The sequence below is a fragment of the Streptomyces racemochromogenes genome (assembly GCF_044129415.1).
Taxonomy (GTDB): domain Bacteria; phylum Actinomycetota; class Actinomycetes; order Streptomycetales; family Streptomycetaceae; genus Streptomyces; species Streptomyces racemochromogenes_A.
Genome location: NZ_JBBDHD010000172.1, coordinates 1 through 10,807, shown reverse-complemented (window position 1 = coordinate 10,807; position 10,807 = coordinate 1). Strand labels below are relative to the sequence as shown.

Annotated in this window: 8 protein-coding genes; 4 read left to right on the top strand and 4 right to left on the bottom strand. The window is 74.5% G+C overall.

Annotated features, from left to right (window positions below):
- The first annotated feature begins 339 nt into the window (after positions 1-339).
- Entirely contained in the window at positions 340-1,692 is a 1,353-nt protein-coding gene (locus WDV06_RS33875; protein WP_395513655.1) for a DUF2079 domain-containing protein, read from the top strand.
- A gap of 166 nt (positions 1,693-1,858) precedes the next feature.
- On the opposite strand, the gene WDV06_RS33870 is transcribed toward WDV06_RS33875, so the two are convergent.
- Both WDV06_RS33870 and WDV06_RS33865 read right to left on the bottom strand, forming a co-directional pair.
- Positions 1,859-4,432 (bottom strand): ABC transporter permease, encoded by a 2,574-nt coding sequence (locus WDV06_RS33870; RefSeq protein WP_395513654.1) that lies wholly within the window; start codon positions 4,430-4,432, stop codon positions 1,859-1,861.
- Positions 4,429-5,205, bottom strand: a complete 777-nt coding sequence (locus WDV06_RS33865; RefSeq protein WP_395513653.1) for an ABC transporter ATP-binding protein — start codon at positions 5,203-5,205, stop codon at positions 4,429-4,431. Before WDV06_RS33865 ends, WDV06_RS33870 begins: the two co-directional genes overlap by 4 nt.
- A gap of 376 nt (positions 5,206-5,581) precedes the next feature.
- On the opposite strand from WDV06_RS33865, the gene WDV06_RS33860 reads away from it, so the two are divergent.
- Positions 5,582-7,171: an MFS transporter gene (locus tag WDV06_RS33860; protein ID WP_395513652.1), complete on the top strand. Its 1,590-nt coding sequence runs from the start codon at positions 5,582-5,584 to the stop codon at positions 7,169-7,171.
- Between the two features lie 76 nt (positions 7,172-7,247).
- Entirely contained in the window at positions 7,248-8,123 is an 876-nt protein-coding gene (locus WDV06_RS33855; protein WP_395513651.1) for a hypothetical protein, read from the top strand.
- 58 nt (positions 8,124-8,181) lie between these two features.
- Here WDV06_RS33855 and WDV06_RS33850 read toward each other — a convergent pair whose 3' ends face one another.
- Positions 8,182-8,742 (bottom strand): CGNR zinc finger domain-containing protein, encoded by a 561-nt coding sequence (locus WDV06_RS33850; protein ID WP_395513650.1) that lies wholly within the window; start codon positions 8,740-8,742, stop codon positions 8,182-8,184.
- 81 nt (positions 8,743-8,823) lie between these two features.
- On the opposite strand from WDV06_RS33850, the gene WDV06_RS33845 reads away from it, so the two are divergent.
- Complete coding sequence (locus WDV06_RS33845) at positions 8,824-9,672, top strand: alpha/beta fold hydrolase (RefSeq protein ID WP_395513649.1); 849 nt, start codon at positions 8,824-8,826, stop codon at positions 9,670-9,672.
- A 59-nt stretch (positions 9,673-9,731) separates the two neighbouring features.
- On the opposite strand, the gene WDV06_RS33840 is transcribed toward WDV06_RS33845, so the two are convergent.
- Positions 9,732-10,619, bottom strand: a complete 888-nt coding sequence (locus WDV06_RS33840; RefSeq protein WP_395513648.1) for a DivIVA domain-containing protein — start codon at positions 10,617-10,619, stop codon at positions 9,732-9,734.
- Between the last annotated feature and the right edge of the window lie 188 nt (positions 10,620-10,807).

Genomic DNA, 10,807 nt, shown 5'->3' with positions numbered 1-10,807 from the left:
ATAATAAAACAAACATTTGGGTGGTCGGAGGGTTATTTTTTTTATAGCCCCCGGGGGCCCGGCCCCCCCCCGGCGGCGGGGCCCGCGCCAGGGCCCGGGCCCGCCGCAGGGGCCCGGCACGACGCAGGAACCCCGCCCGCCGCAGGAGCCCGGCACGACGCAGGAACCCCGCCCGCCGCAGGAGCCCGGCACGACGCAGAAGGCCCGCCAGACGCAGGACCCCGGGCCGCCGCAGAGGCCCGGCTCGACGCACGGGCCCGGGCCGGCGTGTGGGCCCGGGCCGGCGTGTGGGCCCGGGCCGGCGTGTGGGCCCGGGCCGGCGCGTGGGCCCGGGCCGGCGTGTGGGCTCGGGCCCGGGCGCCGTACGGGCTGACCGCCGCGCTCTTCGCCGCGTACGCCACGCTCTCCGTGACCCGCCACCGGCGGATGGAGGACAGCTCCTACGACCTGGGCATCTTCGAGCAGGCCGTCCGGGCCTACGCCCACTTCCAGGCCCCCGTCGTGGACCTGAAGGGGCCGGGCACGCTCGTCCTCGGCGACCACTTCAGCCCCGTCATCGCCCTGATCGGCCCGCTCTACCGGGTCTTCCCGGGCCCGGTCACCCTCCTGCTGGTGCAGGCGGCGCTGTTCGCGCTGTCGGCCCTGCCCGTCACCCGCGCCTCGGTACGCCTCCTCGGGCCGGCGCGGGGGCTCGCGCTCGGGGCGGCGTACGGGCTCTCCTGGGGGATCCAGCGGGCCGTCGAGTTCGACTTCCACGAGATCTGCTTCGCCGTGCCCCTGATCGCCTTCGCCCTGGAGGCCCTGCTGGCGGGCCGCTGGCGGGCGGCGCTCGCCTGGGGGCTGCCGCTGCTGCTGGTCAAGGAGGACCAGGGGCTGACCCTGGCCGCGCTGGCGCTCGTCGTCGCCTGGCGGGCCCGGACCGCCGACCGGCGGGCGGCCCGGTCGGCCCTCGTCGTGGCCGTGGCCGGAGCCGCGGTGGCCGCACTCGTGTTCACGGTGGTGCTCCCCGCGTTCGCCGCCGACGGCTACACCTACTGGCAGAAGGTCGACGGCCCCGGCGGCGTGCTGCGCGGCCTCGGCACGAAACTCACCACCCTGGCCTGGGTGCTGGTGCCCACCACCGGAGCACTCGCGCTGCGCTCCCCCCTGCTGTGGGTGGCCGTGCCGACGCTGGGCTGGCGCTTCGCCTCGTCCGACCCGCACTACTGGTCCACCGACTGGCACTACAGCGCCGTCCTGATGCCGGTCGTCGCGCTGGCGCTGGCCGACGCCCTCGACCGCGTCCGGCGCGGCCCCCGGCCGTGGGTGCGCTCGTACGCCCACCAGCTGCCCGGCGCCCTGCTCGCCGCGGCGCTGGCGCTGAGCGCGACCAGCCTGCCGCTGGCCCGGCTCGGGGAACGGGCCGCGTACGAGAAGCCCGCGAGGGTCGCCGCGGTCGAACGGCTGCTGGCGCGGATCCCGGACGGGGTGACGGTGGAGGCCGACTACCCCGCGCTGACCCGGCTGACCTCGCGCTGCCGGGTGCTGTGGCTCGGCGGTACGCGCGGGGTGCGCCCGGCCTTCCTGGTCTTCGACAACGCCTCCGGCTGGGCCGGGGACCCGCTGGTGTACGCGGGGCGGCTGCATCCGGGGGCGCGGTTCGCCCTGGTGGGCGAGGCGGGCGGAACGGTCCTGCTGGAGCGGCGGCTGTAGGAGCGGCCGGGCCTGCGACCGCCCCGGCCGCCGGGCGGGGCACGGCGCCGGCCCCGGACCGCCCTCACGGACGGCCCGGGGCCGGCGTGTTCTCCCGTACTTCCCCCGTGGGGTCCCGCGCTTCCCCCGTGGGACCCCCTTGCCTCCCCCGTCCGACCGCCGGCGGCTACTCGCTGGCGATCGCGTTCAGGACGTTCATCCGCCCCGCCCGGAACGCCGGGACCAGTGCGGCGAACAGGCCCACCAGGGCCGAGCCGGCGAAGACCGCGATGATCGTCGCCCACGGGATCTCCAGCACCTTCAGGCCCTGGAGCGCGAGCAGCTGCTGCGCGGTGGCGCCCCAGCCCATGCCCAGGCCCAGGCCCAGCAGGGCGCCGAAGAGGGCGATGACCACCGACTCCAGGCGGATCATCCGGCGCAGCTGGCGGCGCGAGAGGCCGATGGCGCGCATCAGGCCGATCTCGCGGGTCCGCTCGACCACCGAGAGGGCCAGGGTGTTCACGACGCCGAGCACCGCGACGATGATCGCCAGGGCGAGGAGGCCGTAGACCATGTTGAGCAGCTGCCCGACCTGGTCCTTGAGGTCCTTCTTGTAGTCGGTCTGGTCGAGCACCCTGTACTGCGGGTACTCGGCCATGGCCGCCTTGAGGGCCTTGTAGGCGCTGTCGGCCTGCCCCTTCTGCGCCTTGGCCAGCAGCATGAACGGGCGCGGCAGCCGGTCGGCCGGCACGTTGGCCTCGGCGGTGGCGGTGCTGACGTACTTCACGCCCTTGTCGAGGTTGCCCTCGTCCAGGGTGATCGCGGCGACCTTGAGCCTGACGGTCTTGCCGCCGTTGAAGGCCACGCCCAGTTCGTCACCGACCTTCACGTGGTGCTTGGCGGCGTACTCCGAGCCGACCGCCATCGAGCCGGGCGCGTACGCGTCCTGGTGCCGCCCGGCGCTCGTCTTGCGGCGGACGTCCTGGGCGTAGGAGGGGTCGGTGGCGCTGAGCCGGTCCTGGGCGGAGGTGCCGTCGGGGGCGGTGATCTTCGCCTCGACCTCGCGGTAGGCGGTGACGTGGTCGAGGCCCGGCACCGCGCGCATGGCCTGCTCGGCCTGCGGCATCAGCGGCTGGCCGCCCTGGGAGGCGACGATGTAGTCGGCGCCGACGGTGCGGTCGAGCTCGTCGGTGGCGGAGGCCACCATGGAGGAGCCGACCACCGACAGGCAGGCGACCAGCGCCAGTCCGATCATCAGTGCGGCGGCCGTGGCCCCCGTACGGCGCGGGTTGCGCAGCGCGTTGCGCTCGGCGAGCCGGCCGACGGAGCCGAAGGGCCGCAGGACGGGCGCGGCGAGCAGGCGGACCACGACGCCCGCCAGCAGCGGGCCGATGACGATGAAGCCGATCAGGCTGAACAGGACGCCGACGGCCAGCCAGAGGGAGCCGGCGGACGCCTTGTCGGCGGACGCGGCGAGGAAGAGGGCCGCGGCGCCGACGCCGGTGAGGAGCAGGCCGAAGACCGCGCGGACCGCACCGGCCTTGCGGTCACCGGGGGTTCCGGCGTCGCGCAGGGCGGCCATCGGGGAGACCTTCCCGGCCCGGCGGGCCGGTACGTAGGCGGCGACGACGGTGACGACCGTGCCGAGGACCAGGCCGGTCACCGGGGTCGTCCAGCGGACCGTCAGGTCGCCGGTGGACAGGTGCATGCCCATCTGGCCCATGAGTTTCATCAGGCCGACGGCCAGGCCGACGCCCGCCGCCACACCGGCGGCGGAGCCGACGACGCCGAGCAGCAGGGCCTCCAGCAGCACCGACCGGTTGATCTGGCCCCGGTCGGAGCCGATGGCGCGCATCAGGCCGATCTCGCGGGTGCGCTGGGCGACCAGCATCGAGAAGGTGTTGAAGATCAGGAAGATGCCGACGAGGAAGGCGATGCCCGCGAACCCGAGCATCACGTACTTCATGACGTCGAGGAAGCCCATGTCCTTCTTGTTGGCGGCCGTGGCCTCCTTGGCGGTCTGCAGCGTGTAGGTGTCCGCGCCGAGGACCGAGGCCACGTTCTTCTTCAGCTGCTCGTCGCTGACGCCGTCCTGGGCGGTCACGTTGACGTGGGTGAAGGTGCCGGTCGCGCCGAGCAGCTTCTCCTGGGCGGTGGCGGTGTCGAAGTAGACGACCGCCGCGCCCGGGTTGGTGACGGTGAAGGAGGCGATGCCGCTGATCCTCGCGCGGACGTCACCGGTGACGGCGATGGTGCGCAGCTCGTCGCCGAGCTTCAGGTGGTGCTTGGCGGCGGTGTCGGCGTCGACCATCATCTCGGTCGGACCGCGCGGGGCCCGACCGGAGGTGATCTTCATCGACCTGAGCTCGCCGTCGGTCCAGTTGCCGGCGATGGTCGGGGCGCCGGTGGTCGACCCCATGTTCTCGTTCTTGGAGTTGACGACGGTGACGGCCGTGCTCATGACGCCGCCCTCGGCGGACCTGACCCCCTGGGCGCCGCGCACCTTCTCCACGGCCGAGCCGGGCAGCACCTGCGGGCGGCCGCGGTTCGGGTCCGCCTCGCCGTCGGCGGGCTCCTTGGGGCTGACCGTGACATCGGAGCTGGTGACGGCGAACAGCTTGTCGAAGGTGGTGTTCATGGTGTCCGTGAACACCAGGGTCCCGCAGACGAAGGCGACCGAGAGCAGGACGGCGACGGCGGACAGCGCCATCCGGCCCTTGTGCGCGAAGAAGTTGCGCCGCGCGGTCTTCATGACGGTCACGAGGTCCGCCCGCGCGCGTCGAAGTCCTTCATCCGGTCCAGCACCTGGTCGGCGGTGGGCGCGTACATCTCGTCGACGATGCGGCCGTCGGCCAGGAAGATGACGCGGTCGGCGTAGGAGGCGGCGACGGGGTCGTGGGTGACCATCACGATGGTCTGGCCGAGCTCGTCCACCGACTGGCGCAGGAAGCCGAGGACCTCGGCGCCGGCCCGCGAGTCGAGGTTTCCGGTGGGCTCGTCGCCGAAGATGACCGCCGGGCGGGCGGCGAGGGCGCGGGCGACGGCCACGCGCTGCTGCTGGCCGCCGGACAGCTCGGTCGGGCGGTGCTTGAGGCGCCCGGCGAGGCCGACGGTCTGCACGACCCGGTCCAGCCACTGCGGGTCGGGCCTGCGGCCCGCGATGTCCATGGGGAGGGTGATGTTCTCCAGGGCGTTCAGCGTCGGGAGCAGGTTGAACGCCTGGAAGATGAACCCGATCCGGTCCCGGCGCAGCTGGGTGAGCTTCTTGTCCTTCAGCCCGGTGATCTCGGTGTCCTCCAGGTGGATCTGGCCGCTGGTCACCGTGTCCAGGCCGGCCAGGCAGTGCATGAGGGTGGACTTGCCGGAGCCGGAGGGGCCCATGATCGCGGTGAACCGGCCGCGGTGGATGTCCACGTCCACGTGGTCGAGGGCGACGACACGGGTCTCGCCGGAGCCGTACGCCTTGACGAGCCGGCGCGCCCGTGCGGCCACGGAGCCGTGCCCCCCGCCGCTTCCGTGCCTGGTCTCGGTCATCGCCGTTGTCACGGTGTTCTCTCCCCTGTCGGTGTGCGTACGGCGCGCGTGCGTCGCCGGCCTGAAGTCTGCTGAACGGGAAGTGGCCGGCACCCTGGTGCCCGTCGCCGTATCGGCCGGGGGGTTAACCCCACCCCGCCCCCTCGGCTCTCCCCTGTGCATCAGTCAAAGACGGATCAGGCCGTCCGGCCTCCTCCGTCGGGACGAAAGTCCCCTGGGCCCAGATGTGGAGGGACCCCTAGGGGACGTACTCCCTTCGGCGGACCGGACGTAGGGGGCACGCGGCCCCCGGGGCCCGGGACACCCCGCATGAGATGGGGATACCACCGGGCGCACCCCGGTGAGAGGGTGTCTGCACGGACGAAGGGGGAACGTGATGGAGACGGAGAAAAGCGGGGGCGCGGCCTCCGGCGGAGAGCCGGCCGGCACACCCGGGGGAAAGGTTTCAGCCGAGGAGGCGGCGACCGCCCCACCCGTCCAGGGCCGGCCGCCGGCGCGGGTCGTCGCGGCGCTGATGCTGTCCATGGCCCTGGTCGCCCTCGACACCACGATCGTCTCCACCGCCGTCCCCCAGATCGTCGGGGACATCGGCGGCTTCGCCGTCTTCTCCTGGCTCTTCTCCGGCTACCTCCTCGCCGTGACCGTCACCCTGCCCGTCTACGGCAAGCTCAGCGACACCTTCGGCCGCAAACCGGTCCTGGTCTTCGGCACGGCCCTCTTCCTGGCCGGCTCCCTGCTGTGCGCCTCCGCCTGGAACATGGGCGCGCTGATCGCCTTCCGGATCGTCCAGGGACTGGGCGGCGGAGCCCTGCAGAGCACCGTGCAGACCCTGGCCGCCGACCTCTACCCGCTGCGCGACCGGCCGCGCATCCAGGCCCGCATGACCACCGTGTGGGCGAGCTGCGCCCTCATCGGCCCGGCCCTCGGCGGACTCATCGCCGGCTACGCGGGCTGGCGCTGGACCTTCCTGATCAACGTGCCGATGGCCGGGCTGGCGCTGTGGCTGACCGGCCGCCACCTCGTCGAACCCCGGCGCGCCCCCGCGCACCGCGGACCGGTCGACTGGGCGGGGGCGCTCGGGATCTTCGCGTGCGGCGGGCTGCTCCTCTTCGCCCTGGTCCAGGGCGGGGTCGCCTGGTCCTGGCTGTCCGCGCCCTCCCTGGGGCTGCTGGGCACCAGCGCGGCCTTGGCGGCGGTGGTGGTCCGGGTGGAACGCCGGGCCGCGGACCCGATCCTGCCCGGGTGGGTGTGGCACCGGCGGACCATCGCCGCCGTCAACCTGGCGATGGGGGCGCTGGGGCTGCTGATGGTCGCGCCGATGGTGTTCATGCCGACCTACGCCCAGTCCGTCCTCGGGCTCGGGCCGGTGGGGGCGGGGCTGGTGACGGCCCTGATGACGCTGAGCTGGCCGCTGTCGGCCGCCGTCTGCCAGCACGTGTACCGGCGCATCGGCTTCCGCGACACCGCCGCTCTCGGGATGGGGCTGGCCGCGGTGGTCCTGTTCTCCTTCACCCTGCTGCCCTACCCCGCGCGGATCTGGCAGCCGGCGCTGATCATGCTGCTGCTGGGCGCCGCGCTGGGCCTGTTCCAGCTGCCGCTGGTGATGGGGGTGCAGTCGACGGTGGGCTGGGCCGAACGCGGGACGACGACCGCCTCGGTGCTGTTCTGCCGCACCGTCGGCCAGGCCGTGGGGGCCGCGCTGATGGGCGCGGTGGCCAACGCGACCGTCGCCTCGCGGCTGGGACGGGAGCACCTGCCGGGCCTGCCGCACCGGCTGGACGACGTGTCACGGGCCCTGGCCGAGCCGGGCAGCCTCTCGCGGGCCGCGTCCGAGCACCTGCGGGGGGCGGTGGCGGCCGCGGTGCACCACATCTTCCTCGGCGCGGCGTTCGCCGGGGTGGCGGCGCTGCTGGTCCTGCTCCTCGTGGCGCCGAGGCGGTTCCCGGTCCTGCCGGAACACGAATGACGACCGCTTGACAACTTGTCATGCCCGCCCTGCCCGGGTGAGGCTCTCCCCAGGACCGCACACCCGGGGGGACGACATGACATCCGCACTCTTCGCACTGGCGTTACTGGCCGCCCTGGCCGGCCCCGTCGCACTGCGCCTGTACCGCAGGCCGGACTTCGTCACCGGCCGCGACGGCCGGCTCTCCACCTCGACCACCCTGGCCCTGGCCTGGACCGTGATCCTGGTCTGGCTGCTGCTCGCCGTCCTCGGCTACGGGCTGACGGCGGGCGGCGGCATCGACTGGTTCCGCGGCGAGCACGGCCCGCTCTCCGCCCTGACCCGCGTCTACCTCCCGCTGCTCGGCGGCCCCTACCTCGCCCTGATCGGGGCGAAGACGGTGGTCGGGCTCAGGGTGGAGCACGGCACCCTGGCCAAGCCGGCCCCGAAGCCCACCGCCACGGGACGCCGGCCGCTGCGCGAGCTGATCGCCAACGACAGCGGCCGCACCGACCTCGTGGACCTCCAGTACGTCGCCCTGAGCGCGGTGACGATGCTCTACGTCGTCCTGTTCTTCCTCTCCGACGTGGGCGCCGGCCTCCCCGAGCTCCCGGCCGAGATCTGGGCGCTGACCGGCGCGCCGGCGGGCGCGTACCTGGTGAACAAGATGGCCACCCGCGGCAACCCGGTGATCACCCACACCGCCGTCACCGGGGACGGCCTGCTCACGGTCGAGGGCGGCGGCTTCACCGACCCCCGCCTCACGGTGGACGACACCCCGCTCCCGGCGGTCCAGGACCCGGCGACGGGCACCCTCACGGCCACCCTCCCGCCGGACGCGAAACCCCCGTTCACAGTGGTGGTCACCTCCCGCGGCCTGCGCAGCGACCCCTACCGCCACACGACCGCACCTGCGGCACCTGCCGCACCGGAGACGCCGGACACACCGTCCGCACCGCAGCCGGCGCCCTAGCCGTCCGCCCCGGCCGGGGTCGGCCTGCCCGACCCGGTCGACGCGCCCTCCCCGTCCCTCAGGGCCGCTCCCCCTTGTGCCGGGCGTAGTAGCGGGCCACCCTCGCGCGGTTCCCGCAGGCCGACGCGACGCACCAGCGGCGCCTGGGGTGCGCGGGCAGGAACAGCAGCACGCAGTCGTCCGCCTCGCACGCGCGCACCGACGCCACCCGCTCGTCCGTCAGCAGGTCCACCACCGCCTCCGCCAGCTCCGCGGCCAGGCGCGCCGCGGGGGCGGCCTCCCGGTGGGCGGCGGCCACCAGGCCGGTCAGGGCCGACCAGTACACCTCCCGGTGCGCGGGGGCCGCGGCGAGGACCGCGTTCAGCGCCTCCAGCGCGTGCGCGGGCGGCCGCTCACCGCGCCGCGCCGCCTCCAGCGCCGGCCCGGCGGCCTCCCGCACGGCGTGCGCGGCGGCCACCTCGGCCTCCCCCACCTCGGCGACCCGGCTCAGCCGGTCGCCCTCCACCGCCAGCCAGGCGGCGAGACCGGCCCGGTCGGCGATGAGGTCGCCCATGCCGGCGGGCCGGGTGTTCAGCAGATCGAGCGCGAGGGGCTCGCCGGTCAACGGAAAGAACGTCACCGGCTAATGCTAACAAGGGCAGTTGACACATTAGCGATCTCCCGCCGAGACTAATGGCACTTGACCCAGTGGAGGCATGTGATGATCGCGCACCGCACCGTGGACGTCGACGGCGTGACCGTGGCCTACCGCGAAAGCGGCCCCGCCGACGGCCCCGTCCTGCTGCTCCTGCACGGCTTCCCCACCGCCTCGCACCAGTTCACCCGCCTGATGGACGCCCTCCACGACACCCCGTACCGGCTGATCGCCCCCGACTACCCCGGATTCGGCCGCACCGAGACCCCGCCCGGCTTCACGTACACCTTCGACCGCCTCGCCGACATCGTGGAGGGCTTCACCGACGCCCTCGCCCTCGACCGCTTCGCGCTGTACGTCTTCGACTTCGGCGCCCCCGTCGGCCTCCGGCTCGCCACCCGGCGCCCCGAACGCGTCACCGGCCTCATCGTCCAGAACGGCAACGCCTACGACGAGGGACTCTCCGACGCCGCCCGCCAGTTCGCGGGACTACGGCGCGACGTACCGGGCAACGAGGACCGGGTACGCCGCCTGTTCACCCTGGAGGGCACCCGCTTCCAGTACGAGACCGGCGTCGCGGACCCCGCCCTCGTCTCCCCCGACAACTGGACCCTCGACGTCCACTACCTCGGCCTGCCCGGCCGCACCGACGCCCAGGCCGACCTCGCCTTCGACTACGCCTCCAACTTCGCCCACTACCCGGCCTGGCAGGCATGGCTCCGCGACTCCGCGGTCCCGGTCCTGGTCGTCTGGGGCGCCGGCGACCCCTTCTTCACCCCGGCGGGGGCCAAGGCCTACCTGCGGGACGCGCCGCAAGCGCAGGTGCACGTCTTCGAGGGGGCCGGACACTTCGCCCTGGAAACCCACCTCGACGACATCGCCCCCCTGATCGCGGACTTCCTCCCCCGCCTGTAACCCGTCCCCGGCCGCCCCGGCCCCGCCACCCCGGACACCGCCCGGCCGGGGCCAGGGCCCTACCCCTCCGCCGGCGCCCGCCCCGTCAACGCCGCCAGACTGGAGCGCACGTGGTTCATGTGCGCCCGCATCTCCTCCTGCGCCTCCGCGTGCTCCCGCAGGATCCGGTCCGTCTCCCGTCCCACCCGCTCCTGCCGCACCCTCGCCTGCGCCACCAGCTCCGCCGCCCGCGCCTCGGCGTCCTCCTGCCCGTGCCGCGCCGACTCCTCCGCCTCCGCGAACCCCCGCCGCGCCTCCGCCAGCCGCGCCTGCGCGTACCGCTCCATCTCCGCGAGCCGCGCCTCCTGCTCCGCCTCCCGCGCCGCCGCCTCCCGCCCGGCCGCGTCCCACCGCTCCACCTGCTCCTGCTCCCGCTCCGCGAGCAGCGCCTGCGCACGCCGACGCGTCTCCGCCAGCCCCGCCTGCGCCTCGGCCCGCCACCCCGCGGCCTCCTCGCGCGCCTTCGCCCGTACCTCGTCCGCCTGCCGCTGCGCCCGCAGCAGCCCCTGCCGCGCCCGCACCTCGGTCTGCTCGCGCACCGCCTCCGCGTCATGGCGCGCCAGCTCCGCCACCCGGTCGGCGTGCGCCTCGGCCGCGGCCGCGGCCTCCACCGCGTCCGCCCGCGCGTCCGCCCGCAGGACCTCCGCCTCCTCCTGGGCCAGCGCCAGGATCCGCCGGGCACGCTCGCTCAGCTCGTCGTACGTCTGCGGGGCCAGCGCCGCCACCGCCGCACGCAGCCGCTCCGCCTCCTCCTCCATCTGCCGCGCCAGGACGGTCAGCCGCGCCACCCGCTCCCAGGCCTCGTCCCGGCTGCCCGCCAGCCGCGCGAGGTACCGGTCGACGTCCTCCGGCCGGTAACCGCGGCCGCCGCGCACGGTCGAGAAACCCTGGGGTCCGTGAGGTGACATGGGTGCACTCATCCTGGAAGCGCCTCTCTCGCGGGGATTACGGACAAGGATGCGTCATTTGGGGCCGGAAGCCCGACTGGCCGGGGGGGGGGGGGGGGGGGGGGGGCGGGGGCGGCGCGGGGCGCGCCCCGCGCCCCCCCCCCCCCCCCCCCCCCCCCCCCCGCCCCCCCCCCCCCCCCCCCCCCCCC

Bases quoted from the DNA above. Each gene is read 5' to 3' on its own strand.
- WDV06_RS33865 (WP_395513653.1), bottom strand. From the start codon at position 5,205: ATGACCGAGACCAGGCACGGAAGCGGCGGGGGGCACGGCTCCGTGGCC.
- WDV06_RS33860 (WP_395513652.1), top strand. From the start codon at position 5,582: ATGGAGACGGAGAAAAGCGGGGGCGCGGCCTCCGGCGGAGAGCCGGCC.
- WDV06_RS33855 (WP_395513651.1), top strand. From the start codon at position 7,248: ATGACATCCGCACTCTTCGCACTGGCGTTACTGGCCGCCCTGGCCGGC.
- WDV06_RS33845 (WP_395513649.1), top strand. From the start codon at position 8,824: ATGATCGCGCACCGCACCGTGGACGTCGACGGCGTGACCGTGGCCTAC.
- WDV06_RS33840 (WP_395513648.1), bottom strand. From the start codon at position 10,619: ATGTCACCTCACGGACCCCAGGGTTTCTCGACCGTGCGCGGCGGCCGC.